Origin of the sequence: Rosettibacter firmus (assembly GCF_036860695.1) — a bacterium.
Taxonomy (GTDB): domain Bacteria; phylum Bacteroidota; class Ignavibacteria; order Ignavibacteriales; family Melioribacteraceae; genus Rosettibacter; species Rosettibacter firmus.
This window is the reverse complement of the sequence record NZ_JAYKGJ010000001.1, coordinates 844,323-869,294: the sequence shown is the minus strand read 5'-3', so window position 1 is coordinate 869,294 and position 24,972 is coordinate 844,323. Positions and strand designations below refer to the sequence as shown.

Genomic DNA, 24,972 nt, shown 5'->3' with positions numbered 1-24,972 from the left:
TTAAAATCATAAGGTCTAAAACCATGAAGTTAGTCTTAAAGGTTTTTATTCTGTTATTATTTTATGGCATACTTCAAAGCATAAATGCTCAAGAAAAGATCACAAAAGAAAATGTAGTTAATGCAGAAAAAATAATTGGGCTTGAATTTACAGATGCAGAACGAGATTCGATGCTTGATGCTTTGAATGAACAATTAGCAAATTATTTAAATATTCGTAAAATCAAAATTGATAATAGTATCCCTCCAGCAATTCAATTTAATCCTGTTCCTGCTGGTTTCAAAATTAACAATGTACAACAACAAATTTCCTTTAATGATTATAGTTATACTAAGCTTCCAGAAAATCCTGATGATTTAGCTTACTATTCAATTGGTGAGCTGGCATATTTAATAAAAACAAGAAAAATCACTTCAACTCAACTTACAAAATTCTTTTTAGAACGATTAAAAAAATTTGGGCCGAAGTTATATAGCGTAGTAACCTTAACAGAAGAACGAGCACTTGAAGAAGCAAAAAAAGCTGATGAAGAAATTGCTCAGGGGAAATATAGAGGGATGTTACATGGTATACCTTATGGAGTGAAAGATTTGTTATCAACAAAAAAATACAAAACCACATGGGGAGCTGAACCATATCAGGATCAAATAATTGACGAAGATGCAACTGTGATAAAAAAATTACACGATGCTGGTGCTGTTTTGGTAGCAAAACTTTCATTAGGTGCATTAGCGTGGGGAGATGTTTGGTTTGGTGGAATGACAAGAAATCCATGGGATACAACAAAAGGTTCCAGTGGTTCTTCAGCTGGTTCAGCAGCTTCGGTTTCTGCAGGTTTAATTCCATTTGCAATTGGATCAGAAACCTGGGGATCAATTGTTTCTCCTTCAACTGTATGTGGTGTAACAGGTTTAAGACCTACGTATGGTAGAGTTAGCCGAACAGGTGCTATGGCTTTAAGCTGGTCGATGGATAAATTAGGAATTATTTGCAGATATGCAGAAGACCTTGCTATTGTGTTTGATGCAATAAGAGGAACTGATAATATTGATCCAACAATTTATGATGCAGCTTTTAATTATAAACCAGAAATTGATATTAAAAAAATTCGAGTTGGTTATTTGAAAAATGATTTTGATAGTAATTATCCATTTCATAAAAATGATTCAATTGCTCTTTTGAAATTAAAGGAACTTGGCGTAGAATTAATTCCTGTTGAATTACCGGAAATTTCTACAGAAGATTTAGCAATAATACTTGTTGCAGAGGCTGCTGCTGCATTTGATGAGCTTACTCGTTCAAATAAAGATGATTTATTAAAAAGACAAATTAAAAATGCATGGCCTAATGTATTTCGTGCGTCTCGATTTATACCTGCTGTAGAATATATTAATGCTAATCGAATTAGATTTATGTTAATTCAAGAGATGAAAAAAATTTTTGATAAAGTTGATATATACATTGCACCATCATGGAAAGGAAATAATTTACTTACTACAAACTTAACTGGACATCCTTGCGTTGTTGTACCTAATGGATTCATTGATAAAGGAACACCAACAAGTTTTACATTTATTGCTAATCTATTTGATGAAGAAAGATTAATAGCTTTCGCAAAATTTTTTCAAGATGTAACAAACTTCCATAAAAAACATCCACCATTATTTAAATAATTTTATAAGACTCTCCCTCTTATTTTCTAAAAATTTTTTTGAGGGAGAGTTTTTAAACCATTCACATTATTCAATCTTTTTATTACATTTATTTCAGTTGTTTTCCTCTCCTCCATATTCAAAATACTTTGGAGGTTTTATGAAAGTCCTGGGCGCATACGAAAAAGCTCGTCTCTATATCGAGAAACATTATGAAGCTTCTGAAGAAGCAAAAGAACAAAAAAGAAAACTTAATCCCGGTCCAACAATTACACTTTCACGACAAACAGGAATAGGAGCTGTTGCTATTTGTGAAAAATTGATTGAGTATTTAAATGCGCGAGCAATTGAAGGTTATAATGACTGGACATATTTTGATAGAGAGTTGATAGAAAAAATTATGGCAGATCACAACTTACCAGATCATTTCAGAAAATTTATTGATGAAGAGAAACCACCTAAGATCGAAACCTGGTTTGGAGAAATTCTCGGGATTAATCCTAATAAGATTTTACTACTACATAAAATTTCTCAAACCATTTTAAAACTGGCAGATTATGGAAACGTTATTATTGTAGGTAGAGGTGCAAACATTATTACAGCAAAAAAACCAAATACATTTCATGTGCGACTTGTTGCACCTTTAAATTATAGAATCGAAAATGCTTGTAGATTATATAATATTGATTATAAAACTGCTGCAGATTTTATTAAAGGAGAAGATGAAGCTCGTAAGAATTATATATGGAAATATTTTCATAAAGATATTGAAGATCCACTTCTTTATCATGTTGTTATTAATACTAATTATTTGAAAACGGAAGAAGTTGCAGAAATGATTGCTCATTGTGTAATAAGAAAGTTCCCCAAATTTTTTGCTAAAAATGTTGTTGAAGTAATAAATGAATAATAATTATGAAACTCAGAAAGAACAGTTTTGCATTTTTGATTTTCATATTAATTTTTATAAATGGAGAGAATAAAATGAGTTTTAAGATTACATCTTCTGCTTTTAAAGATGGCGAGATGATACCATCAAAATATACATGTGATGGTGAAAATATTTCTCCTCCATTGAGCTGGAGTGGTATTCCTGAAGGCATTAAATCACTTGCATTAATAAATGATGATCCAGATGCTCCAATTGGTGATTGGGTACACTGGATTGTTTTTAATATTCCACCTGAGGTTAATGAATTTAAAGAAGCAGCATCGAACAAAAATTTATTGCCAAAAGGAGCTATTGAAGGATTAAATGATTGGCATCGAAAAGGTTATGGTGGTCCATGCCCACCTTCTGGAGTTCATAGATACTTTTTCAAACTTTATGCTCTGGATATAGTTTTATCATTAAAAGAAGGTGCAACCAAAAAACAATTACTCGATGCAATGAAAGGACATATAAAAGCAACTGCACAACTTGTTGGTAAGTATCAGAGAAAGAGATAATTTTTAAAAATTATTCATCCAGAATTTTTTCGAGATAATCTCTATAAAGTGATTTAGGAATATTTTCCACTACTTTTTTAAACTCTGATTTTGAAATAAATCCTTTTTGATAAGCAATTTCTTCGAGACATGCTACCTTTAGTCCCTGTCGATCTTCAATAACACCAAAAAATTGAGAAGCTTTTAATAATGCTTCTGGTGTTCCAGTATCAAGCCAAGCAACTCCTCTTCCAATTTTTTCAACATGCAATTCACCTAAATCTAAATAGGCTTTATTAACATCAGTAATTTCTAATTCACCTCTGCTTGATGGTTTTAAATTTTTTGCAATATTAACAACTTTGTTATCATAAACATACAGACCTGGTACTGCATAATTTGATTTTGGATTTTTAGGTTTTTCTTCGATGCTGATAGCTTTACCATTTTGATCAAATTCAACTATTCCATAACGATGGGGATCGTTTACCTGATATGCAAATATTGTTGCTCCTTTTTTATTGTGATTTAATGCTTTATAAAAGAAATCAAGTTTTCCATAAAAAATATTATCGCCTAAAATTAATGTAACAGAATCCTGAGCTATAAATTTTTCTCCAATAATAAATGATTCTGCTATTCCATTTGGAGCAACTTGAATTTCATAACTAATTTTTAATCCTAAATGTGATCCATCTTCGAAAAGTTTTTGATATAAAGGTATAGTTTCTGGATTTGATATGATTAATATTTCTCTTATACCACCAAGCATTAAAACCGAAATAGGATAATAGATTAATGGTTTATCATAAATTAATGTTAATTGTTTACTATAAACTTTTGAAATTGGATACATTCTTGTTCCCGAACCACCTGCAAGTACAATTCCTTTCATTTGATCCTCGTTATATTGAATGTTTTTAAAAAAATGATTTACATGCTAATAGCTATCTTTAGTTATAACAACTTTTCCCTTAAATATTCTGTAGATAAATATTGTATAAGCTATAACTACAGGCATTCCAATGATTGCAATAATTAGCATAGTTTTTAATGTGTATTGTGAAGAAGAAGCATTATAAGCATTTAAACTATAATTTAGATTAATGCTTGATGGAACCAATCTTGGATATAAACTTAATGCACTTAATGAAAATGCAGAAAATATTATTAGTGAAGAAGCAATAAAACTTTTAAAGTATTGTTGACTCTTCAAGCCCAAAGGAATATATACTATGGACAGAAGTAATAATAAAAATAAAATCCAGAATAAAGGATTTTCTGTTATATTCTCGAATAAGAATCCTGAATAGAAAAATGTAAGAAATGTTGCTACTAAATAAAGAATAATAAATGCCATCCAGCAAGAAGTTGCCCATTTAGTCATTCTTTGAAGTTGTGTCTCTTCGGTTTTCAATGTCATATAGATTGCACCGTGCATTATAAAAAGAACTACTCCTGTTAATCCTATAACAATTGCATATGGATTTAGCAAACTAAAAAAAGATCCATGGAAAATTTTATTTTCATCAATTGGAATCCCTTTTAATATATTTCCATAAGCAACACTCAGTAATAAAGCTGCAAATAGACTTCCTAGACCAAAAGCATAGTCCCATACTTTTTTAAATGTAATAGAATCTACTTTCCCTCTAAATTCAAAAGAAACAGCACGAAAAATAAGAGCAGTTAATAATAGCATTAAAGCAATATAAAAAGAGCTAAAAACTGTTGCATATACAATTGGGAATGCAGCAAATAATGCACCACCTGCTGTTATAAGCCATACTTCATTTCCATCCCACACTGGACCAATTGCATTTAAATTAATTTTTTTCTCACTTTCGTCTTTTGTAAAAAGATGAAGAATACCAACTCCAAGATCAAAGCCATCTAAGATTGCATATCCAGCAATTAAAATTGCAATTAATATAAACCAGATTGTATTGAGGTCTATCATATCAGAGCCTCCTGTGAATTTAATGGTTCAGGTCCATGTTTCATCTTTTTAATTAATACATAAAGAAAGAGTGAAAAGAGAAATAAATAAATTATACCAAATAAAATTATGGAAAATAAAATTTCACCAGATGATACAGTAATTGAAGCAGCATCGCTGGTTTTTAATAATTTATATACAATCCAGGGTTGTCTTCCAACTTCAGCTGCTATCCAGCCTAACTCGCATGCAATTACAGGTAAAGGTATTGACCAGACATAAATTTTAAGAAGTCTGGTTTTATTCCACAATTTTTTCTTCCATAAATAGTAAGTGCCAAGCGCAGTAATTAAAATAAAATAAATTCCCAGTAAAACCATATTATGATAAGAAACAAAAGTTAAAAAGAGTGGTGGTATTTCATCATCAGGAAATTCATTAATACCTTTTATTTTAGCGTTGATATCTCCAAATGCTAACCAGCTTAGTAAGCCCGGAATTTCAATTGGTACTTTTAATTCAGGAGGGTTATCGAATGGTATAGCAAAAATAGCTATTGGTGCTTTAGATTTTGATGTGTATAAACCTTGAATAGCAGCAAATTTTTCTGGTTGTGTACGTGCAACCTGCTGTCCATGTTCATGTCCAGAAGGGAATAATTGAAGTACAGAAACAATAAATCCAAAGATCAAAGCTAATTTTAATGATTTTTTTGCAGCATCAGTTTCTTTATTATTTAATATGAGGTATGCAGAAATTCCAATCATTAAGAAAGCGCCAGAGATTAATGAAGCTAAAAATGTATGAAAAAATCTTGGTAATGTTGAAGGATTAAAAACTGCTGCCCAGAAATCTATAAGTTCTGCTCTACCATTTTTAATTACATAACCTGCTGGAGTTTGTTGCCATGAATTTGCTACCAGTATCCAGAATGCAGAAATTGTTGCACCTATTGCAACCATTAGAATTGAAAACCAATGAACACCTTTAGAAACTTTATTCCTTCCAAATATGTAGAGTCCTAAAAAAGTTGATTCAAGAAAAAAAGCAAAAATACCTTCGGCAGCAAGTGGAGCTCCAAATACATCGCCAACAAATTTTGAATATTCAGCCCAATTGGTGCCGAATTGAAATTCCATTACAATACCAGTTGCAACTCCCATAGCGAATATTAGTCCAAGTATTTTTCCAAAAAAGTTTCCAAGCATTACATAAGTTTCATCATTTCTTTTCCATCCAATTGCTTCAATAATCACAAGTAGCCAGGCAAGTCCAATACTCAATGGGGGAAATATAAAATGGAATCCTACAGTTAAAGCAAATTGTATGCGTGCAAGTAGAACTGGATCCATATTAATTCTCCTGCATCAATTAAATTATGGTTTATATTACGATTAATTATTATGAAAGTCAGTTGTTTTAATTTTTTCTGATAGAAATTTGATTACTGTATCAACAATTTTCTTTGCATTCTTTTTATTGTATAAAAATAATTCATCTTTCTTAAAGATTTTTCCAAGTGATTTTACTGCTTCTGTTATTATGTAAGTTATGTTATTATCATGAATTACTAAATCGATGGGAAGCATAAACAGAGTATCAAAAATAGAAGCTTCTACTATTTTTATGAATTGTGAATAATTTAGTTCTTCAAGTTTTAATCCTACTGGTATTAATCCACTTCGTTGCCTGTGCTTCAATTCGATTTTCATTTTTTCAACCAGTATCGACATAAAAGCTTCGATTGTAATTCTAATTTCAATCATGAAATTGTTTCCAGATTTTAATTACTAAGTTTTTATTACTGCATAAACTTTACTTTATTCAGTTAATTTTTTCCAAGCACAGCAGTTACTTTATATGCAGCATCTTTTAAAGATGATGCTACTTCAAAATTTAAACCTGAGTTTTCAAGAAGTTCTTTTGCCAGCTCTGCATTTGTTCCGTCAAGTCGAATTACAACTGGAATTTTTACATTAATTTCTTTTACTGCTTCAATGATGCCTTGAGCTACTCTATCGCATCGAACAATACCACCAAATATGTTAATCAATATTGCTTTAACATTTGGATCTGAAAGAATTATTTTAAATCCATTTGCAACTGTTTCTTTGTTTGCTGTTCCGCCAACATCAAGAAAATTTGCAGGTTCGCCTCCTGCTAATTTGATGATGTCCATAGTTGCCATTGCAAGTCCAGCACCATTAACCATGCATCCCACATTACCATCAAGTTTAATATAATTTAAATTGTATTTCGAAGCTTCAATTTCTAAAGGTTCTTCCTCATTAAGATCTCGAAGTGCAACTATTTCAGGATGACGGAATAATGCATTGTCGTCAAAATTCATTTTTGCATCTAATGCAATAACTCTATCATCATTAGTAATAATCAGTGGATTAATTTCAAGAAGTGATGCATCGGTTTCTTCATATGCTTTATATAAGTTCATTATAAATGGAATAAAATTTTTATATGCAGTTCCATTAAGTCCCAATCCAAATGCAAGTTCCCTTGCTTGATAAGGTTGTAAACCAATGAATGGATCAATCCATATTTTTAGAATTTTTTCTGGAGTTTCTGCTGCTACAGTTTCAATTTCAACCCCACCTTCAGTTGAAGCCATAATAACATTTTTTGAAACACTCCTATCGAGTAAAATTCCAAGATATAATTCCTTTTTGTAATCGAGTCCTTCGGCTATAAAAATTGTTTTTACTACTTTTCCTTCTGGTCCTGTTTGATGAGTTACAATTAAATTACCGAGCATTTTTGAAGCATATTCTTTTGCTTTTTCTACAGAAGTAGTGAATTTAACACCACCTTCTAATATTAATTCATCTTTATTATTAACATTATAAATTTTTCCTTTACCTCGCCCACCTGCATGTATTTGTGATTTAACAACAAATTGATTTATTCCTCGTGATTGCAACTCTGATATTGCATTGTCAAAGTTGGAAATATCATTAATTGCAATTCCATCCTGTACTGGGACATTGAATTTTTTTAAGATTTCTTTTGCTTGATATTCGTGAATTTTCATATTGATACCTTTAAATAGTCTACTGAATAAGCTAATTACTAAACAAAAATTAATTTATTTTATTTATAGATTCAATTTATGAATTATAAAGGAGAAAATATTGTTTTATTGCAAACTGGAGGGGAAATGAATAAAAAACAAAAAATAGTAGTAATGATTGCAATTGAATTAATATTTGTAACATTTTTAGTATGGTTAATTAGCGGGGGTGATATTTTTACGAAGACTCAAGTATTAATAGAAACAAAAGATGAATTATTTGGATGGACAGAAAAAAAATGGGTTAACAAATTTGTTCTGGGACTTGATTTAACTCTTTTAATAAGCGGGATAATAACTATAGTAAGCATTGTGTTTATATACTTATTTAGAAATAAAAATTAGGGTTGCTTTTAGAATTATATATTTACCTGCAATTTTTTATATATCAATTAAATTAATTCCATTTTTATGGATATTCCCTTTGAAATGTTATTCTCTACTAAATTATTTTGATGGTGAATTATTTATATATCATCAGTATAATTTTCAATGAACTTTAGTTATAATCGTAATGTTTGTGATATAAAATCGAGATTAGGGAAATGACTAAATATATATTAGTTTGTTTTTTGACAGCCCATTTAGTTTTAGCACAAAGTTTTAATGTAAAGAAAAGTGGTCAAGTAACTTTTGATTTTTATGATAAAGCAGGTAGAAATTATGCTACTTTTTATAGTACAACTCCCCTCGAAGATATCACAGGAACAGCAAATGGAATTAGCGGTATAGTTACCTTTAATACATCTGATTTTGCAAATACATTAAAAGGAGAAATTACAGTTGAAGTTGAATCAATAAATACAGGGATTGAACTCAGAAATCAGCATCTTAGAAGTAAAAACTGGCTTAACTCAAAAAAATATCCTTATATAAAATTTGTAGTCAAATCTGTTAACAATGTAAAACAAATATCTGGTAACAAATTAACATTTGATGTAATCGGGAATTTTACATTACATGGAGTAACAAAAGAAATTATAGCAAATGCCGAAGCAATTTATCTTGAAGAAAATGAGGAAACTAAAAAGAGGGCAGAGGGCGATTTGCTTGGTATTAGAGGTAAATTTTTTATCATGCTTTCTGATTTTAATATTGATAATCAAATAATTGGTAGTAAAGTTGCTGAAAAGATAAACATAGAAATTAATATGATTGGAGTAAGGACTAAATAAAATTATTTAATCACTATCCACTACATAATGAGTATAATTGATACTTATAAATTAGCAAATTTATATAGAATGAATTTTACATGAATAAATGATAAATCATATTCTCTCTTATATTTACTCTTGAATTATTTAGTTACGATTGAATTTCTTCTAAAAAATAGCAAGGGGATATAAAGTATTATTGTTACTATTAAATGTAGTTTATGAGTTAGTTATTATTACTATTATTCTCATTATCTTCCAAATAAACCAGTATTTTAATTGGTGTAATAATTTTCCCATATTTTGAAAAATTAAGTAATCGTAATAAAGATGCCTGAGAAATTTCTGCCCCTTTTGTAATTAATACTTTACCAAATTCATCTTTAATATCATCTGCGAGTATTACACCGGGTTTTAGATCTTCCAATTCAACTGATAACAATGTTAGTCCATCGTAAATACCAGCTAATTCTGTGTCTAAAGCTGTTAAGATATCGGGGTCATACTTTGTGTTTTTTTTCATCAATTCTAAAGCTTCTTGCTCAGTTTTACCAGTGCTTGTAAGAAAGTCGAAGTCAATTAGTGCATTTAAGATTTTTGCAGCAACCATATATTCATCTTTAAATGGGGAAGTAAATGTATGTTCGTTTAAAAATTGATGTGCAATAATTTCAGCCACTGTTTCTAATCTTGGAATATTTTCTAATAATTTTTTCCCAATTTTTGGATGAGATTCGAATAATTTTTGTTCTTCTTCAGTGAGATTCATTCCTTTATATTTTTTTTCGAGTATACCTGGAGGAATTGCAATACAACCTATTTGAGATAGTAAAACTGCTATCTCAACTTCCCAGATTTTTTTAACACTTAATTTTAAAGCAATGTTTTTAGCCATTTGTTTTAATTTTATAACCTTATTGAAAATCTGGGGATTAGTTAGTGAAAGAATATCAACAAGTAAATTAATACTTCCTTTAAGAGTTTTTTCTAATAATTCCTTTTCTGCAGTGATGAGTCTATATTGTTCAATAGCAGTTTTAACACTTTTTATTAGAATATCAGTATTGCAAGGTTTTGTTAAAAATCTAAAAACATTACCTTCATTAACAGCTTCTATAGCAATATTAATTTCCGCATATCCTGTAAGCATAATTCTTACAGTATCAGGTGTGAGATTTTTTACAATTTTAAGAAATTCATTGCCGTCCATATTTGGCATTTTATAATCAGAAATTACAACGGCAAAATTATTCTGCTTTTCAATTAATGAAATACCTTCATCAGCACTTTGAGCAGTAAAAATATTGAAATGCATACCAAGACTTCTTCTAAATCCTGCAAGTGCATTCTCGTCATCATCAACCAATAGGATTTTTTCCTGGAATCTCATCTTTGTTCCCCTCTTTTGTATTTATTAATTCAACAATTGATTCTATTGAATCAAATTTTTCGAGTATAGAAAAATCTATTCCTTCAATATTTGCCAGTCTATTACTAATTTGTACAGCAGTAGTGATATTAAAATTATTTAGTTCAAGAGTGGAGTGATGAAGGAGAACAGCATTAATAATTGAATTAGGATATCCCCAGAGAGATAATGCATATGCTCCAATTTCAGAGTGTGTAGCTCCAAGAAACTTCTTAATTTCATTTTCGTTATTTATAATATCTAAAACATTTAATAATGTTTTATCCTGATTACTCATATTTAATATAATTAATTTGCCTATATCGTGAAGCATGCCAGCAATATATGCATGTTCAGATAATTCTCGATTACGTGTCAAGTAAAAAGTTAATCTTTGTGAAATAGTACTTACTACTAAACTATGATTCCATAATGATTCTATAAATTCTTTTAAAGCGTTGCTCATCTCCAAATACGGAAATACTTTTGTAAAGAGTATAATTGACTTGATTATATTTAAGCCAAGGATATTAATAGCTTGATTCAAATCTTTGATCTTTGTGGGGAAACCAAAAAAAGCAGAATTTACGAGCTGAAATATTTTAGCTGTTAAGCCAATATCTTTTGATATTAAATTAACTATTCTGTTGATAGACACATTTGGTGAATAAATTTCGCATTCGAGTTTATAATATATTTCTGGAAATGAAGGAATGCCATCTTCACCAGTTAACTTAATTATTGTTTTTTCATTATTTATTAATGACCTTATGAGAATAGGAATTTCTATTTTTTCTTTTATGATTTCAATATTACATGGTTTAGTTAAATATTGATGAGCAACACTATAATCATAAACTGAATATTTAGCACTTGGATTACCTGAAAGTAGTACTCTAATAGTTTTAGGATATTCTTTTTTTACTTTTCTTAATAATTCACTGCCTGATATACCAGGGATAAATAAATCTGTGATACAGACATCAACATTTTCATGTTGAATAATTTTTAATGCATCAGCAGAATTACTTGCATAAAATCCATTCCATTTATCTCTTAAATTATACATAGACCTTTTAAAACCATTTAATATGTCTATATCATCATCTACAAATAGTATGTTAATTTGCATTAATATTTCCCTCTGTGTTGATTGGCAACCTGATTGTAAAAGTAGTACCCACACCATATTCTGAGTCTACAAATATTTTACCATGATGTTTATTGACTATTATATTATAACAAATAGATAATCCCTGTCCAGTTCCTTTACCAACTTGTTTTGTAGTAAAAAATGGATCAAATATTTTTCTGAGATTTTCCTTTTTTATTCCAATTCCTGTATCTGAAATGGAGATTTCAATTTCATAACCTATTTTTTTTGTTGTTATAGTAATTACACCTTTGTCAACATGTAATTTTTCAATCTTTTCTTCAATTGCATCAATACTATTTAAGAGCATATTGAGAATTACCTGATTAATTTCATCAATGCAACAAAATATGTTTGGTAGATATGGATCTAAATCCATTTTTAAATCGGCAATGTATTTCCATCTGTTTCTACAGATATTTGTTGTTACTTCAATACTATGATTAATATTGTGTAGAGATTTTGATTTTACTGGTGGATGAGCAAAATCTCTCATTGAAGTAATTATTTGACTTACACGTTGAATTCCAATGTGAGTTTGTTCAATTGCTTCGGGTATTTCTTCAAGTAAATATTTCAAATCCAGTACTTTTTGTGTTTCATCTATTTCGTCTTTTATTTTTTTATCGTTGATGTTATTTAGAAGATTGTTAATCTTTGTTATATATTCATTTAGAGAATAAAAAGCTGTATCAAGAAATTTTACATTATCTCCTACGTATTGAAGTGGTGTATTTATTTCATGTGCTACACCTGCAGCTAATTGTCCTATTGATTCTAATTTTTGTGATAGAGTTAATTGTGTTTCAATATTTATTAACTCTGTTTTATCTTTAAAAGTAAATACCACACCGCCTATTTCATTTGAGTTAGTCTCTAATTTGTTTGATCTGACATTTAATATTTTTCTATTTCCATTGCTGGTATTAATTATAATTTGTTTGTTGTTTAATTTGCAAATATTGTCACAATATGTATTAAAACATTTCAGAAACTCGCTGCTATCGTCATCAATTATGGTTTTCATTATTTCATATAATTTTTCCCCGATAAGTTTTTTTTCTTCTATTTCCAGAATATTTTGCATTGATTTGTTTGTGAAAACAATTTTCCCTTCTGAATCTACAGATATTACACCATCTTCAATCGATTCTAATATTGTCTTTAGTAATTCTTTCTCGGCAGTTAACGCTACATTAATTCTTACGATTTCTTCGTTTGTTTTTTTAAGCTGATAAGTTTTTTCGACTATGATTTTCTTAAACCGCTGTTCAATCTTTTTTGAAAATTTCTTTTTAAGGTGCATGAATATTATTAACAGGATGGTAATTATAGAAAGAATAATAAAACATGTTAAACTTATTGTTGCTTTTAAAGAAGTTCCTGCTTCTATTATTGAATCATTCTTTATTAAATAATTAAGGTTATGATAACTGATTAAATTGGCATATATAAATTCTGTTATATTAGAATAAAATGTATTAATTATATACATCCCATGATTGGGAGCTATAGTGTAGTGGATATTAAAAAGTAAAAGCAAGAAAGAAATCATATAACTGCTTTTCAATTGATTCACCTTTTTGATAAAAGTATTTTGAAAATTATAATTCTAATTTTATTATCGTAGATAAACAGTCAAATTTTATATATTCTGATTTTGAGCCACTGAGATGTGGAGACAGAAATGCGGCTAAAATAACAGGGAAATATTATATTTCTTTTATTTGTGTTTATTCTAATGATATATTTTTAAAAAAGAACTTCAAACCGCATATTATTTTTAAATAAATTCTATTGTAAGCTTTCCAGTGTTTTAGTAAGACTCAAATATTCAATTAATGCTTCTTTTGAAATAAAAGTATCATATAAAACAGAATCAATTCCTTCGATATTAGCTAATTTGTGGCTGATTTGTATTATGTTTGAAACAGAAAAATCATTAACAATAGTTGAAGAATGATGTAATAAAGCAGCATCTACAATAGAACGTGGAAAGCCCCATAAAGCTAAAGCATAAGCTCCAATTTCAGTGTGACTTACTCCATAAAAACTTTTTTCTAAATCATCATCACTAAAAGCATTGTTTCTGGAAATTTTTAGTTCTTTAATATAATTCGGTTCAATATTTATAAGAATTATTTTTCCAATGTCATGAAGAATTCCCGCAATATATGCTTGTTCAGCTAAATCTCGGTTGCCAGTAAAGTAGAAAATAATTTTTTGTGAAATACTGCTAACAAGAATGCTATGATTCCAGATTGCTTCAATTATTTCTTTTAATTCTCCTTTCTTTTCTAAATGGGCAAAGACTTTTGTATAAATCACAATTGATTTAATAACATTTAATCCAAGAATATTAACTGCTTGATAAAAGTCTGTAATTTTTGCTGGTATTCCATAATAAGCAGAGTTTACTAATTGAAAAATTTTGGTAGTAAGAGAAATGTCTTTTGAAATTAAATTTACAACTTTATGAATAGAAACTTCGGGTGAAAATAATTCTTTTTCTAATTTGAAATAAATTTCGGGTAAAGTAGGAATCCCATCTTCACTATTAAGTTTAGAAATCAATTTATCATTTTTTATTAAATTTTTTAGAATCAATAAAGGTTCAAGCTTTTCTTTTAAAAGTTTATCTTCTATTGGACATTTAATTACTTGATGTAATAAATTAAATGTTCGAATGGATAACTTTTCACTAAAATCTTCCGATAATAAAATTCTTATAGTCTTTGGAAAGCTTCTTTTTATTTTGGTTAATAAATCTAAACTATTAAAAGAAGTTGAGTCGAATTGAATTAAGCATACATCTATATCATTATTTTTTAATGTATTTAATGCTTCCTGAGAATCACTTGCAAAATATATTTCATATTGTTCACCAAGTATATCCGATAAGCTCTGATATCTATTTTGTTCATTATTGAGTTTATCAACGAATAATAACTTAAATTTCATGTTCTATACCTCTGTGTTTGAATATTTTAAAGAGTAATGGTAGTATTCTCTATGTATTATCGAAACAATAGTTAATAATTTAAATGGTAATAATTATAATCTAAGAATAATGATGAGTGTGAAAGATTCAATGGGTAAGAGTAATCATTGGATTATTTTCAAAAGTTGAAGTAAATAATAATAAGATTGAACGAAGCATTAATCAGAAGATTTTTGATTGTCAAAAATTTCATCTGGTAAGTTTTTATTGATTTTGTAGTTCTTGTAATTAATAATAATGTTGCCACTTGGGGGTTCTCGTAAATTTCTTCTTTCAAAATTTTTGTTTTGATTATTCTCTGAAGAAGTACTTTGACCAAAAATAAATTTTACAGATGAAGGTAAGAAAAGATTATAATCATAGAATAATTCAATTAAAAATGTTCCGCCTCTCTTGCTTACAGTTTCTATTTTATTAATAACTTTTTTACTATTATCTATCCATAATGTAGCAAGTATAATATCTGATGTATCACTTATTGGGATTACTTTAATTACATCTATTTTATTTTTATCTGTGTGCATATAAATGCTTGTAAAATTTTTCTGATTTAAAAATATTGTATGAAAATTAATCCCTTGTTTGGGTAGCATAACAAAGCTATCGGATTTAATTTTGAATTTATCTGGCTTTTTATAGAAGATCTTAACTTTTGAGTCATGGATTTTAATTGTGTTTAAATTAAATTTTATTTCAGCATCAACCTCATAATCATTAATTTGTTCAAATTTTTGTTTAAGCTCATTTAATATTCTGGTTGCATCTTTTGATTGAGCGTAAAGAGAAGTAAAAAGGAATATAAAAAGAATTATTTTCATGGTCTTTCCTTAACTTAAAATATCTTTTTTTAAGAAAATTATTGTTGTTAGTAGAAAAAATCCCAGCGAATAAATTATTAGTATAAAAGCCGAATTTAAAATTTCCTTGAAATCAATTGTTTCGTTAAAAAATTTATCCCATTGTGTCATATGGGTTGTAAAAAAATATGGTTGTATTCTATTAAAAAATTCAATTGGTAAAGCTGATAGAACAAGTAAAATAATTATAACAGCCATTGATGCAACTATCGGTCCAATAGCATTTTCTACTAACGAAGAAAATAAAAATGATAATGAAAAGACAGTTACCATACTGAGTATTGCATAAGAGTAAGAATAAAAGAATCTCCATAAAATATCATTTGATGCAAAAATTATTAATTTACCTCTGAATGCAATTAGTTCCCCTGTACCAAAAAATAAAATACTTATTCCTAAGCTTAACAAAGCTAACCATAGGATAAGTGAAATCACATAAATAATTCCAGCTATGTACTTGGATAAAATTATTTGAAATCTTGATATGGGTCGTGTTAGAAGCATTCGATAAGTTCCTGCAGTTGCTTCGCCAGCTAAAATATCACCTCCGACAAGTACAATGAGAAAGGGGATATGGATAAAGAGTGAAGATAAAACCAGATAAGCAATTAAATATCCATTAAATAGATTCCCAATGAAAATGAAAGAATCTTGAAAACCACGTGTTAAAATTTTTATATAATTATCCTTATTAGCATAGAGAGAAATCTGGATTATAGGAATTATGATACCAATTGCAATAAATCCTATATAAGTTCTCCACTTTTTATAAATTTTTATAAGCTCGATATAAATCAAATCTTTCACTTAGTATTTCCTTCGGTGATTTTAAGAAAATAATCTTCAAGGGAACGGATTGGTACTACAGCACTTACTTCCAGTGAATTATCAACTAAATATTTGTTGAGAGATGAAATTTCATTATGCAACATTTCAAATGTAAGAGAATTTTTATCAATTGATTTTAGATGATTAACCCAGTTAGATGAGTTAATTACATTAAGAGCTTTATCAATATTATTAACTTCAAATGTTACTAAAACTTTTCCAGATTTTAATAATTCATCTACTTTACCTTCGACCTGAGCAGAACCTTTATTAATAATTATCATTCGATTTGCGATTAATTCTACTTCTCTTAAAATGTGTGATGAAAGAAAGATTGTTTTACCTTTTAGTTTACTGAGATTAACAATTAAATCTCGTATTTCTTTCATACCCTGAGGGTCAAGACCGGTTGTTGGTTCATCAAGAATTATTAACTCCGGGTCATGTAATAAAGCTTGTGCAATACCAAGTCGTTGTTTCATCCCATGCGAAAAAGTTTTGACCTTGCTATTAAATCTTTCTGATAGTCCAACTAAATCGAGCATTTCCATAATTTTATTTTTAGTAATTTCAACGCCACTTAATTTCCCAAGTATTTCTAAATTCTTATATGCAGTTAAATAAAGATAGAAGTCAGGTTTTTCAACTATAGCTCCTACTTTTTTTAAAATTTCTTTTTTGTGAGTGTGAAGATTTAAACCAAAAATTTTGATTGTGCCAGAGTTTGGTTTAATAAGAGATAATAGCATTCTAATAGTTGTGCTTTTTCCAGCTCCATTTGGTCCTAAGAATCCAAATACATCGCCTTTATAAACATTTAGATCAAGATTATTTACTGCAACAATCTTTCCAAATTTTTTTGTTAGACCACGTACTTCAATTATTTTTTCTTCGTTCAAGTTAATTTCATCCTAATTATAAAGTATTATCTCGTTTTCCGAAAGACGGATTAATTTTAATATACTTTGCAAGAATAAAAGAAGGAATTGTAGCAATACAAACCCATATAAAGAAATGTCTATAACCAAAAGCTTCTTGAATCATTCCACTGAACATACCGGGAATCATCATTCCTAATGCCATAAATCCAGTTGATATAGCATAATGAGAAGTTTTGTATTCACCTTCTGAAATATAAATCATAAACATCATATATGCTGTAAATCCAAGTCCATAACCAAATTGTTCAATTGAAACGCAAGTATAAATTATCCATAAGTTTGTTGGTTGAACATACGATAAATAAACATAAAGTAAATCAGGCAAGTTCAGAGCAATTAACATTGGCATTAGCATCGACTTTAATCCTTTTTTTGAAATTAAAAATCCACCTAAAATGCCACCTGTAATTAAAGCAATCATTCCAATTGTGCCATATATAAGTCCAACATCGGATGTGGATAAACCTAAACCACCTGATTCTCGAGAATCGAGCATAAATGGAGAAACTAATTTCACTAATTGTGCTTCACCGAGTCGATACAATAATAAAAATCCTATTATTAAAAGAATTTTTTCTTTTTCGAAGAATCTAAAGAAAGCTCTAAAAAACTCTTTAATAACTGTTGATCGTTTTTCTTGAAGTATTGATTTATCGTCAGTTGGTTTTGGTAAAATAAAATTATGATAGATAAAAAATATGAAGTAAAGAATTGCAATCAGTATAAATGGAATAATCCATGCAACTGGAATTTTTTCAGATTGAATTTTTAAGATAGTTTCATACTTATTCTGTATTAAAGGGTCGATTTGAATTACAGCATAAGCAGGTTTATTCCAATTTTTAGAATTAAATGTAATTGTTTTTCCAGTTAAGATCGAAAACCCTGAAGAGTTATTTTCAAAGTTTAATGTTACAATATAATTTTTATCTTCATCAGGTTTCTTTGAAAGATGAAAAGAAATTAATCCAACATTACCAACTAATTCTTTAATGTTTGATGTATCGGGTATAATTAAATTTTCTTTTGAGAAGCCATTAATTATATTAAACTTTTGAGCAAAACTTAAGAAGAAATTAACAGTCTCTCTGGTTTGTGGATGTGTACTTATTTCAATTACAGAAGGCTTTGCAATTATTCTTAAACTTCCTTCTAAAGGGATTATTTTTGATGAATCAACTTTTATTGTATTCTCAAAAAATTTTTCTGGTTTAGCAATTATCTTAACTTCTGCTGGCGATAACGAGAGAGTTGATTCTATATATCCGGCAAGTATAACAAGAAGTCCCTGACCAGCAATCATAGCAATTCGATAAAATGTACTTCTTATGCCAACAAAAAAAGATTGTTTCGATTCAGATAGTGAAAGCATATAAAAACCATCGGCAGCTATATCGTGAGTAGCAGAACTAAATGCAATAAGCCAGAAGAAAGCTAAGGTGAATTGAAAAAAATCCGGGACAGGAATTGTTAAAGCGACTCCAGCTAAACCAGCTCCAATTAATAATTGCATGATAATTATCCAGAATCGCTTTGTCTTAAAAATATCTACAAATGGACTCCATAATGGTTTTATTACCCAGGGAAGGTAAAGCCAGCTTGTATAAAGTGCTATATCGGAATTAGAAACTCCCAGTCGTTTATACATAATTACAGAAACAGTAATAACGATTACATAAGGCAATCCTTCTGCAAAATATAAAGTTGGAATCCATGCCCAAGGAGATTTTGTTTTTTCTTTTTTATCCTTAATAGTTTTTTTGATAATCATTTTTTCATTTTGTTTTGGTTGAACAAATTTTTAGCAATTAAAGCAGCTCCAAATTCAGGAGGATATTTTGCATTTATTATTTTAATATCACTAAAATGTTTTTTAATCTTATCTTTAATCAATTTAGAATAGAAATTATTTGTTGATACTAAACTTCCAACAAGACTTACATTAAAGCCATTTGGAAAAATATTTTTTGCTGCATTAATATGTAGAATTATTTCATTGCTTTCTTCTTCAAGAATTGATAATGAAATTTTATCATTTAATTCTGCTGCTTTGATAACAAAAGGTGCAAAATTTTGTATTTCGATTTTATTGTTATATAAATTACTAATAAGTTCATCACGGTTATTAATAGAAAATTCTTTTTTAAGAATATCAGTTAATATTGTTTTACCATTTCTTCCATCAAAGGATTTGATTGCTGCTCGAAGTCCTTTTTGTCCAATTGAATAACCGCTACCTTCATCACCTATTAATCTTCCGTTGCCACCAACAATTAATGAATCTGAATTTTTGTTTTTAAGATAAAGAATTGAACCAGTACCGATTATTAAAATAGCCCCTTCTTTTCCATTAAATACTGCTTCGTGAGCAATTTCAATATCACTTGTAATTTTAAATTCAGGTAATTTTATTTTTCTTCTGTTAGATTCTTTGATAATTGCATTATTTAATTTTTCTGAATTTTCTTTTCTTCCACAACCTGCAACTCCAATAACGCAATAAGATAATTCTTTAAGATTGCATGTATTTTCAATCAGATTTAATATTGTTTGAGCAGATTTTTCATACCCAACAATTAAGGGATTGGAAGCTTCTCCCTCGCTGCTTGAAATAATATTTAAATTATCATCAACACAAATACATTTTGTTTTTGTACCACCACCATCTACACCCAGGAATAATTTCATTAATACAATAAAATTTTATTTCTAAGATATATAAAAATTAAAAAGAATAAAAAGTTTATTATTAATTAATTCATAAAATTTGATTTTAATTGAATTCTTTGATAATTGTTGCTAATTTTTGTTGCACACTTATTATTGTGATACTTAATACGGTTCTACTAAATAAAGTTTGATATATTGAATTGCCTGGTGTTCTTTGTTACATGATTGATAAATAAAAGAGGAGGGTGAAATGCCTTCAAAAAAATTAAAAGATTTCCTCGATCAGAATAACATTAAATATGTAACCATCAGACATTCACTTGCCTACACATCGCAGGAAATTGCTGCATCTGCTCATATAAAAGGAAAAAATTTGGCAAAGACAGTTTTAGTTAAGATCAATGGTAAAATGGCTATGGCGGTTCTACCTGCAACTCATAAAGTTGATTTTGACTTACTTAAAAAAGCAGTAGGTTATGAGAATATTAGACTTGCTAATGAACAGGAATTCCTTGATAGGTTTCCTGAATGCGAAGTTGGTGCAATGCCTCCTTTTGGTAATCTTTATAACATGGAAGTTTATGTTGACGAAGCATTATCAGAAGATAAAGAAATAGCTTTTAATGCAGGTACTCATGTAGAGTTAATTCAAATGTCGTACGAAGATTTTGAAAGACTTGTTCAACCAAAGAAAATTAAATTTGCTTTTTTGTCTAAATTATAATTTAATTAACAAGTGAAAGGAGGTAAAATGAAAACGAAAAAATTATTTACAATTTTATTTTCAATATTAATATTAATTGTAGCGGGATGTGATAAGGAAGAAAATCCTACAGGACCTGAGAATGATATTGTAGGTACCTGGGTATTGACAAAAGTAATATTACCGGATTACGGAAATATGGAAGTAAATCCTCAGCCATTGGGATTACAAATGACTTTGAAAGTAAATAGTGATAAAACTTTTGAAATGACAGTAGTAGATCCCGATGGTACAGAAACAGATAAAGGAACCTGGAGTATTTCAAATGGGAAAATAACTATTAAAAGTAATACCGGTGAAACATTAGTATTTGATTATGAGTTGACAGGTAATCAGTTAAAAATTACAATGCAATTCGATGTTTCAGAATTTGGATTGTCTGGTATGGGTCAAACAAGAGTAATAATGGTATTTACAAAACAATAAAATTCAATTTCTTATTATTTTTGCACTTAAAAAATTAGGGACACAGAATAAATTCTATTTTGTGTAAGATTAATTATCCATTTAGCTTTCTGTGTTCCCTTTCTTTTCTCCCTTCATTTAGAAGGATGAGAAATAGTTTACTTTTTAAAAAACAACCATGAAAAAGTATTACGAAATATTTAATAAAAAGCCATACTTTTTTGAATTACTCGAGCAAAAATTTAATGAATTGAACCAATCTTCACGGTTATTCATATCTAACTTTGTTGGTTCTTCAAAAAATTTTTTTATAAGTAATATCTATCAAAGAGAAAAACAAATCCTAATTTTATGTGATTCATTACAATTATTGAACGAAACAAAAGTTGAACTGGAATTACTTGGATTAGAAAATAAAATTATTGCAATTGACGATTTAAACCTTGAATCGGTACAGGAAAAATTAACTGATATAACCAGAAAAGAAAATTTTATTTTAATATCTACTTATGAACTCCTTACACAAAAGTTTCCTTCGAATAGTTCATTAAAAAATAATACTACTTATATAACTACAGGCAGCAGTATCTCTTACAATGAGATGATTGAGTATTTAAACTTGCTTAATTATAATCAAGATAGATTTGTTGACGAACAGGGGGATTATTCAATTCGTGGTTCAATAATTGATTTCTGGTCATACAGCGAAAAGCATCCCTGCCGAATCGAATTTGATGGAGATTTTATTGAATCAATAAGACACTTTGATCCCGAAAGCCAGAGATCGACAGATAAAGTTGATTCAGTTACATTAGCTCCAGTTTTAAACGATGGCTCATCTTTTTCAGATGATATTTTTTCGTATCTCAATAATCCAATTATCTTTGCTTCCGAAATTAAATTGATAGAATTACAGAATTCCTTGCTGAACAATAATAAATTTCAGGAAGTTATTGAAGATAATGATCTTGATGAAGAATTAAAGGAAGAGCTTTTTGATTTTGAATTAATTAGTAATAAAGAAAAATCTTATATAAAAAAAGTTTATGCAGAAAATATTTTTTCTATTGAAACTCTCTATAATAAAAATGCACGATGGATAATTGAAGATACATTAAATACTCATTCAGAAAGAATTGATTTAGAACTTTCCGAACCACCAGCCATAAATTCTAACTTTGAATTATTATTTACCATCATACAAAATTATGTTAATAAAGATTATAGAATAATCATAACAGTTGAAAATGATTTACAAAATAAAAGATTAATTGAATTACTATCTGATTTAAACGACGAGCTGGCAAAATATATTGAAGAAGGTAAAGTCAAAATAATCTCTCTTCCAATAAAGGCTGGATTTATTTCAAAGAAAGATCAAATAGTTGTTTTAACAGATTATCAAATTTTTAATAAACCTTATAGATCAAAGATTTCATCTATTAAGAATTTTAAAAAGTCCAGAACAAAAGATTTTGCTTCGATAAAAAAAGGGGATTTTGTTGTTCATGAAATTTATGGAATAGGTCAATATGCAGGACTTGAAACTATTAAAATTGGGAATGTTGAACAGGAATCAATAAAAATTTTGTATGCTGATGGTGATGTAGTTTATGTTAATCTTAATTATCTCTCTTTAGTCAAAAAATTTTCATCGAAAGATAATCTTCAACCAAAACTTACAAAGCTTGGCAGTGGTGAATGGACACGTACCAAGAAAAAAGTAAAATCAAAAATAAAAGATGCTGCACGTGAATTAATTACATTATATGCAAAAAGAAAATTAACAAGTGGCTTTGCATTTAGTCCAGATACAATATGGCAAAAAGAACTTGAAGCATCATTCTTTTATGAAGACACACCAGACCAGGTGCGTGTAACTGAAGAAGTAAAAAAAGATATGGAAAGTGAAAATCCAATGGATAGACTTGTTTGTGGTGATGTTGGTTTTGGTAAAACTGAAATAGCAGTTCGGGCTGCATTCAAAGCAGTGAATGACAGTAAACAGGTTGCTCTTCTTGTTCCAACAACAATCCTTGCCGAACAACATTACAATACTTTTAAAGATAGACTTGCACAATTTCCAGTAAGAATTGAAATGCTTTCGAGATTTCGTTCACAAAAGGAACAAAAAGAAATAGTTGAAAAACTTGGTAAAGGAGAAATAGATATTATAATTGGTACTCATAGATTACTTTCGAATGATGTTAAATTTAAAGATCTTGGACTTCTTATAATTGATGAAGAGCATCGATTTGGTGTAATGGCAAAAGAAAAACTTCGTTCATTAAAAGCAAATGTCGATACATTAACTTTAACTGCAACACCAATTCCAAGAACATTAAATCTTTCACTCTTAGGTGCTCGTGATTTATCAATTATAGCAACACCACCACCAAATCGTCAACCAATTTACACAAAGGTAGATATTTTTGATATACATAAAATTCGTCAATGGATTTTATTTGAAGTAAATAGAGGTGGTCAGGTTTATTTTATACACGATAGAATTCAATCAATTGATAAAATTGCTGCTTATCTTCAAAAGCATATACCAGAGGTTAGAATTTCTGTTGCACATGGACAAATGAAAGCATCACAATTAGAAAAAGTAATTCATGATTTCTTGAATAAACAATATGATGTTTTGATTTCAACAAAAATAATTGAATCGGGAATTGATATTCCAAGTGTTAATACAATAATTATTAATCGTGCAGATAGATTTGGATTAGCTGAACTTCATCAATTAAGAGGAAGAGTGGGGAGAAGTGATAAACAGGCTTATGCTTATCTTCTTGTCCCTTCAATTGATATGGTGACAAAAAAAGCTGTCAAAAGATTGCAAGCAATTGAAGAGTACACCGATTTAGGTGAAGGTTTTAATATTTCAATGAGAGATCTTGAAATTCGAGGAGCTGGTAATTTACTTGGAACAGAACAGAGTGGATTTATTGATTCTGTTGGATTTGATTTATACTTAAAAATGGTTGACGAAGCTGTCGAAGAACTTCGTCAAAGTGAATTTAAAGAAATATTTAAAGACCTTCCAAAACAAATCGAAAGATCTGAACCAACTATTGATACTTACTTCGAAATTGGTATACCACAAAATTATATGCCAGATCAATCAGATCGACTGAGTTTTTACACTGCTCTTTTTTCAATGCTGAAAATTGAAGAGGCTTATGAACTCAAAGAAGAGATGATAGATAGATTTGGAAAACTTCCCCAGATGGTTGAAAGATTAATTCTGGTTGCAATACTTCGATATTATGCTTCTTTTATTTTGCTTGAAAGAATAGTTATTCAAAAAAATAAATCCACATTAATTTTACCAAAGGGAAATCGTGAAGAGTTTTATCAAACAAAGTTTATTAAGTTATTGAATTATATTTATGAAAATTATTCTAAGAATGTAAAATTTGTACAACAGAACGATACATTAAAACTCGAAATTACAAATGAACATAGTGAACCAGAAAAAATTTTAGAATATCTAATTGATTTTTGCAGAAAACTACATCAAATTATTTTTGATTGAAGAGTAAATTAAGTTATAGAATTAAGTGTAAGTTTGTAGTTGAATGATATTGATGAAATAAAAAATCTTATAATCGTTTAAAGCACAAAGTGATGTTGAAAATTTTATACAAAATATTTTTTCTATTAGTCTTTGTTAATC

At 28.8% G+C, this 24,972-nt stretch carries 22 protein-coding genes; 8 read left to right on the top strand and 14 right to left on the bottom strand.

The window, feature by feature from the left end; all coding sequences use genetic code 11:
* Positions 1-23 precede the first annotated feature (23 nt).
* The 3 genes from VJY38_RS03825 to VJY38_RS03815 all read left to right on the top strand — a co-directional run bounded on the left by VJY38_RS03825 (position 24) and on the right by VJY38_RS03815 (position 3,101).
* Complete coding sequence (locus VJY38_RS03825) at positions 24-1,673, top strand: amidase (protein ID WP_353679343.1); 1,650 nt, start codon at positions 24-26, stop codon at positions 1,671-1,673.
* 139 nt (positions 1,674-1,812) lie between these two features.
* On the top strand, positions 1,813-2,562 hold the full coding sequence (locus VJY38_RS03820) for a cytidylate kinase-like family protein (RefSeq protein ID WP_353679342.1): 750 nt from the start codon (positions 1,813-1,815) through the stop codon (positions 2,560-2,562).
* Between the two features lie 74 nt (positions 2,563-2,636).
* Positions 2,637-3,101, top strand: a complete 465-nt coding sequence (locus VJY38_RS03815) for a YbhB/YbcL family Raf kinase inhibitor-like protein (protein ID WP_353679341.1) — start codon at positions 2,637-2,639, stop codon at positions 3,099-3,101.
* A gap of 10 nt (positions 3,102-3,111) precedes the next feature.
* On the opposite strand, the gene rfbA is transcribed toward VJY38_RS03815, so the two are convergent.
* From rfbA to sucC, 5 genes are all read right to left on the bottom strand, one after another.
* Positions 3,112-3,975, bottom strand: coding sequence for a glucose-1-phosphate thymidylyltransferase RfbA (rfbA, locus tag VJY38_RS03810; protein WP_353679340.1), 864 nt, complete (start codon positions 3,973-3,975; stop codon positions 3,112-3,114).
* Positions 3,976-4,020: 45 nt separating this feature from the next.
* Positions 4,021-5,040: a cytochrome d ubiquinol oxidase subunit II gene (gene cydB, locus VJY38_RS03805; protein ID WP_353679339.1), complete on the bottom strand. Its 1,020-nt coding sequence runs from the start codon at positions 5,038-5,040 to the stop codon at positions 4,021-4,023.
* Entirely contained in the window at positions 5,037-6,371 is a 1,335-nt protein-coding gene (locus VJY38_RS03800; protein WP_353679338.1) for a cytochrome ubiquinol oxidase subunit I, read from the bottom strand. The genes cydB and VJY38_RS03800 overlap by 4 nt, the downstream gene beginning before the upstream one ends.
* A gap of 42 nt (positions 6,372-6,413) precedes the next feature.
* A complete protein-coding gene (locus tag VJY38_RS03795; RefSeq protein WP_353679337.1) occupies positions 6,414-6,785 on the bottom strand; it encodes a hypothetical protein in 372 nt (123 codons plus the stop codon).
* Positions 6,786-6,847: 62 nt separating this feature from the next.
* A complete protein-coding gene (gene sucC / locus VJY38_RS03790; RefSeq protein WP_353679336.1) occupies positions 6,848-8,065 on the bottom strand; it encodes an ADP-forming succinate--CoA ligase subunit beta in 1,218 nt (405 codons plus the stop codon).
* Between the two features lie 126 nt (positions 8,066-8,191).
* On the opposite strand from sucC, the gene VJY38_RS03785 reads away from it, so the two are divergent.
* The gene (locus tag VJY38_RS03785) at positions 8,192-8,449 is read left to right on the top strand and encodes a hypothetical protein (RefSeq protein ID WP_353679335.1); all 258 of its coding nucleotides are present in this window, start codon (positions 8,192-8,194) and stop codon (positions 8,447-8,449) included.
* A gap of 200 nt (positions 8,450-8,649) precedes the next feature.
* Positions 8,650-9,279 carry a YceI family protein gene (locus VJY38_RS03780; protein ID WP_353679334.1) on the top strand — a complete coding sequence of 210 codons (630 nt, stop codon included), beginning with the start codon at positions 8,650-8,652 and terminating at the stop codon, positions 9,277-9,279.
* A 208-nt stretch (positions 9,280-9,487) separates the two neighbouring features.
* Here VJY38_RS03780 and VJY38_RS03775 read toward each other — a convergent pair whose 3' ends face one another.
* The 9 genes from VJY38_RS03775 to VJY38_RS03735 all read right to left on the bottom strand — a co-directional run bounded on the left by VJY38_RS03775 (position 9,488) and on the right by VJY38_RS03735 (position 20,137).
* Entirely contained in the window at positions 9,488-10,651 is a 1,164-nt protein-coding gene (locus VJY38_RS03775) for an HD domain-containing phosphohydrolase (protein ID WP_353679333.1), read from the bottom strand.
* The gene (locus VJY38_RS03770; protein ID WP_353679332.1) at positions 10,620-11,801 is read right to left on the bottom strand and encodes an HDOD domain-containing protein; all 1,182 of its coding nucleotides are present in this window, start codon (positions 11,799-11,801) and stop codon (positions 10,620-10,622) included. Before VJY38_RS03770 ends, VJY38_RS03775 begins: the two co-directional genes overlap by 32 nt.
* Positions 11,791-13,392: a two-component system sensor histidine kinase NtrB gene (locus VJY38_RS03765; RefSeq protein ID WP_353679331.1), complete on the bottom strand. Its 1,602-nt coding sequence runs from the start codon at positions 13,390-13,392 to the stop codon at positions 11,791-11,793. The genes VJY38_RS03770 and VJY38_RS03765 overlap by 11 nt, the downstream gene beginning before the upstream one ends.
* A 224-nt stretch (positions 13,393-13,616) precedes the next feature.
* Positions 13,617-14,783: an HDOD domain-containing protein gene (locus VJY38_RS03760; protein ID WP_353679330.1), complete on the bottom strand. Its 1,167-nt coding sequence runs from the start codon at positions 14,781-14,783 to the stop codon at positions 13,617-13,619.
* 198 nt (positions 14,784-14,981) lie between these two features.
* Entirely contained in the window at positions 14,982-15,641 is a 660-nt protein-coding gene (locus VJY38_RS03755; protein ID WP_353679329.1) for a LolA family protein, read from the bottom strand.
* A 9-nt stretch (positions 15,642-15,650) separates the two neighbouring features.
* Positions 15,651-16,487, bottom strand: coding sequence for an ABC transporter permease (locus VJY38_RS03750; RefSeq protein ID WP_353679328.1), 837 nt, complete (start codon positions 16,485-16,487; stop codon positions 15,651-15,653).
* Positions 16,484-17,407, bottom strand: coding sequence for an ABC transporter ATP-binding protein (locus tag VJY38_RS03745; RefSeq protein ID WP_353679327.1), 924 nt, complete (start codon positions 17,405-17,407; stop codon positions 16,484-16,486). The genes VJY38_RS03750 and VJY38_RS03745 overlap by 4 nt, the downstream gene beginning before the upstream one ends.
* A 16-nt stretch (positions 17,408-17,423) precedes the next feature.
* Positions 17,424-19,220: an MFS transporter gene (locus VJY38_RS03740; protein ID WP_353679326.1), complete on the bottom strand. Its 1,797-nt coding sequence runs from the start codon at positions 19,218-19,220 to the stop codon at positions 17,424-17,426.
* Entirely contained in the window at positions 19,217-20,137 is a 921-nt protein-coding gene (locus VJY38_RS03735) for an N-acetylglucosamine kinase (protein WP_353679325.1), read from the bottom strand. Before VJY38_RS03735 ends, VJY38_RS03740 begins: the two co-directional genes overlap by 4 nt.
* 232 nt (positions 20,138-20,369) lie before the next feature.
* On the opposite strand from VJY38_RS03735, the gene VJY38_RS03730 reads away from it, so the two are divergent.
* The 3 genes from VJY38_RS03730 to mfd all read left to right on the top strand — a co-directional run bounded on the left by VJY38_RS03730 (position 20,370) and on the right by mfd (position 24,831).
* Positions 20,370-20,843, top strand: coding sequence for an aminoacyl-tRNA deacylase (locus tag VJY38_RS03730; RefSeq protein ID WP_353679324.1), 474 nt, complete (start codon positions 20,370-20,372; stop codon positions 20,841-20,843).
* A 27-nt stretch (positions 20,844-20,870) separates the two neighbouring features.
* Complete coding sequence (locus tag VJY38_RS03725) at positions 20,871-21,308, top strand: lipocalin-like domain-containing protein (RefSeq protein ID WP_353679323.1); 438 nt, start codon at positions 20,871-20,873, stop codon at positions 21,306-21,308.
* Between the two features lie 157 nt (positions 21,309-21,465).
* Entirely contained in the window at positions 21,466-24,831 is a 3,366-nt protein-coding gene (gene mfd, locus VJY38_RS03720) for a transcription-repair coupling factor (RefSeq protein ID WP_353679322.1), read from the top strand.
* Positions 24,832-24,972 lie beyond the last annotated feature (141 nt).

What these genes read in the sequence shown, in the direction of transcription:
- VJY38_RS03760 (WP_353679330.1), bottom strand. Translation starts at nt 14,783, where the DNA reads ATGAAATTTAAGTTATTATTCGTTGATAAACTCAATAATGAACAAAAT.
- rfbA (WP_353679340.1), bottom strand. Translation starts at nt 3,975, where the DNA reads ATGAAAGGAATTGTACTTGCAGGTGGTTCGGGAACAAGAATGTATCCA.
- cydB (WP_353679339.1), bottom strand. Translation starts at nt 5,040, where the DNA reads ATGATAGACCTCAATACAATCTGGTTTATATTAATTGCAATTTTAATT.
- VJY38_RS03795 (WP_353679337.1), bottom strand. Translation starts at nt 6,785, where the DNA reads ATGATTGAAATTAGAATTACAATCGAAGCTTTTATGTCGATACTGGTT.
- VJY38_RS03820 (WP_353679342.1), top strand. Translation starts at nt 1,813, where the DNA reads ATGAAAGTCCTGGGCGCATACGAAAAAGCTCGTCTCTATATCGAGAAA.
- VJY38_RS03755 (WP_353679329.1), bottom strand. Translation starts at nt 15,641, where the DNA reads ATGAAAATAATTCTTTTTATATTCCTTTTTACTTCTCTTTACGCTCAA.
- VJY38_RS03785 (WP_353679335.1), top strand. Translation starts at nt 8,192, where the DNA reads ATGAATAAAAAACAAAAAATAGTAGTAATGATTGCAATTGAATTAATA.
- sucC (WP_353679336.1), bottom strand. Translation starts at nt 8,065, where the DNA reads ATGAAAATTCACGAATATCAAGCAAAAGAAATCTTAAAAAAATTCAAT.
- VJY38_RS03780 (WP_353679334.1), top strand. Translation starts at nt 8,650, where the DNA reads ATGACTAAATATATATTAGTTTGTTTTTTGACAGCCCATTTAGTTTTA.
- mfd (WP_353679322.1), top strand. Translation starts at nt 21,466, where the DNA reads ATGAAAAAGTATTACGAAATATTTAATAAAAAGCCATACTTTTTTGAA.
- VJY38_RS03800 (WP_353679338.1), bottom strand. Translation starts at nt 6,371, where the DNA reads ATGGATCCAGTTCTACTTGCACGCATACAATTTGCTTTAACTGTAGGA.
- VJY38_RS03770 (WP_353679332.1), bottom strand. Translation starts at nt 11,801, where the DNA reads ATGCAAATTAACATACTATTTGTAGATGATGATATAGACATATTAAAT.
- VJY38_RS03730 (WP_353679324.1), top strand. Translation starts at nt 20,370, where the DNA reads ATGCCTTCAAAAAAATTAAAAGATTTCCTCGATCAGAATAACATTAAA.
- VJY38_RS03735 (WP_353679325.1), bottom strand. Translation starts at nt 20,137, where the DNA reads ATGAAATTATTCCTGGGTGTAGATGGTGGTGGTACAAAAACAAAATGT.
- VJY38_RS03775 (WP_353679333.1), bottom strand. Translation starts at nt 10,651, where the DNA reads ATGAGATTCCAGGAAAAAATCCTATTGGTTGATGATGACGAGAATGCA.
- VJY38_RS03825 (WP_353679343.1), top strand. Translation starts at nt 24, where the DNA reads ATGAAGTTAGTCTTAAAGGTTTTTATTCTGTTATTATTTTATGGCATA.
- VJY38_RS03815 (WP_353679341.1), top strand. Translation starts at nt 2,637, where the DNA reads ATGAGTTTTAAGATTACATCTTCTGCTTTTAAAGATGGCGAGATGATA.
- VJY38_RS03725 (WP_353679323.1), top strand. Translation starts at nt 20,871, where the DNA reads ATGAAAACGAAAAAATTATTTACAATTTTATTTTCAATATTAATATTA.
- VJY38_RS03740 (WP_353679326.1), bottom strand. Translation starts at nt 19,220, where the DNA reads ATGATTATCAAAAAAACTATTAAGGATAAAAAAGAAAAAACAAAATCT.